Here is a 2,017-nt window from a genome sequence, read left to right as displayed (position 1 = left end):
GGGTGGGAGAGCGTTTGAGCCGGTTTCATTTTCAGCCAGGCGATCTGATTCTGGCCGACGCTGGATTCTGCAACCCACCCGGCGTTACGTCCATCATCGAGCAGCGAGCACAGCAGTTCTAAATATGGGTCCGTGGGGGAGCTTTGCCTTGAATGAGAGTAGAGAAGAGGGCTAGCCAGTCGGGGAAGACAAGATAAGCGGTGATGGTGTGAAGGTCGCGGAAGAAACCAGAGCGTGTACCGATGGCGTCGCGAGCTTGCTTCCAGAGTTGCTCCAGGCAGTCGCAGACGGTATGGAAGGCGAAGGCCAACAGATTCATGGCAGCGAAGACTCTAGCCAGATACTTCTTGCCGTGGCCGAAGTTATGGGCCAGGTTATAGCCATTGTTTTTCAACACGTTGAAGCCTTCATTCTCGATCTTCCAGCGGGCCCGCGCACAAGCCACGATCTCGGCTACATTGTCCCGGGTTACGGCCAGACTGGTTACGAAGGCCCCGCTATAGGTGGTCTTGCCACCCGCATCCGTGATGGTGACGGCGAGCCAGTTGACCTCCAGCGCGTCTTTGCCGTCACGTAGCGGAACGCCCTGGATCCAGCGGTAGCTATAGGTTCTGGGGGCCTTTGCCGGATGGCGCTCGGTCGCCGTGTGCCGCTCCAACTCCGCGCCTTGCAAAAACTCGTACAGGATCTTGTGGCTGTCCGGCTTGCACACCAATAGAAAATCCGCGCCCGTGGCCAGCACCGCTGCGGCCAGGGGCTGGCAGGAAAACAGCGCATCGCCCAGATAGACCGGTCGCAGAGCGGCCACACCCCGACCATGCGCGGCCAGCCAGCGCTTGGCCGCATTGCGTTCGCAGTCCTGCTTTTCCGCACCGTCCTGCGCGGTGATGAACTCCGGCATCAGCGGCAGCACCCGGTTGTGGCCCGGCGCTACGATGGTCCCCGACAGCAGCGCGTGATACCACTCCGTCTTTCCATTGCTGCGCTGCCGGCTCAGACATTGCGGACAATTCAGCTTCTGCGAGCGGAAGTATTCGGTTCCGTCCAGGGCGATCAGAATCCGTCCCTCCAGCCGTTCAAACACCTTCAGACCGCCCCGCACACGCAACTCTTCCACCACCTGGTCGAAACACGGCTGTAAACTCTCCGGCCCCACTTCGTCCAGCAGCATCCGGATGGTGTTGTCCTCCGGTATCTTCCTGATCCCGAACAGCGTCTCGCAATTGGAGCTATGGTGACCCTGCTCCAGACGTCGCTGGTGGTTCAGAAACGACTCGCTCTGCATGAAAAACATCGCAAACCCCCCAAGCCCTACATCCACCATCCCGTATTGCGCATTCTTGCCCCGTCGCCGGTCCTGAAACCCCGCGCACACCCCACGTAACCCTTGCAGAAGGCTTTCCAATATCTCCATCCCTCCAATCAATCACCCCGGCTTGCCTTCCGGGTATTGCTAAAGTTGGTTCATTTGCCTCCCCTAATCCATATTTAGAACTGCTGGCACTATGGTTAGCTCCTTGGAAAAACATTTCAACGCCCCGATGCGTTGGGGCGTTGAAAGCTGGAATGAAACTAGAACAAAGGCGCGTTCAGTTTATCAGTGAGGTTCAGGGCGCGTGACGAATCGTCCTGTATAAAAGTGCTGCCGTTAATCGGATGGGCTGGTTCGCCAACATTGATTCGCGTGCCAGCGTAGTTGCCTCCCTGATCGGAGAAGCGCTCGACAAGACAACCGTAGAAGGTATCGTTTGCTAGTGCTGTGATGAGGTAGTAATCGTCTTCGGTCAATTCTCCATCCTGCTCCTCTGCTAAGAACCTGTTTTTGATTTATCGATAACGCGTTGCGTGTCATGGGTTTACGACTTATATACCTAAGTTGAACTTGGTTTGGGGGAGTGAGCCGGAGTTCGGTTTGGTACCCGATACTGAAGGGATGAAGAAAAGACGCTACGAAAGCGACCTCCGTGTCGAGCAGTTCCAACAGATCCAACCTTTTCTGGAAAGTGTGCGCCAGAAA

The 2,017-nt window shown here is 56.6% G+C and carries 2 protein-coding genes; both read right to left on the bottom strand.

Annotation, left to right across the window (positions count from 1 at the left end):
* Positions 1 to 118: 118 nt before the first annotated feature.
* The gene (locus ACREXZ_RS30710; protein ID WP_431767893.1) at positions 119 to 1,414 is read right to left on the bottom strand and encodes a hypothetical protein; all 1,296 of its coding nucleotides are present in this window, start codon (positions 1,412 to 1,414) and stop codon (positions 119 to 121) included.
* Positions 1,415 to 1,572: 158 nt separating this feature from the next.
* Complete coding sequence (locus ACREXZ_RS30705) at positions 1,573 to 1,788, bottom strand: hypothetical protein (RefSeq protein WP_431767892.1); 216 nt, start codon at positions 1,786 to 1,788, stop codon at positions 1,573 to 1,575.
* Between the last annotated feature and the right edge of the window lie 229 nt (positions 1,789 to 2,017).

The sequence above is a fragment of the Paraburkholderia sp. genome (assembly GCF_050742655.1).
In the GTDB taxonomy this organism is placed as follows: domain Bacteria; phylum Pseudomonadota; class Gammaproteobacteria; order Burkholderiales; family Burkholderiaceae; genus Paraburkholderia.
The sequence above is the reverse complement of the archived record's forward strand: the minus strand, read 5'-3'. Positions and strand labels throughout refer to the sequence as shown.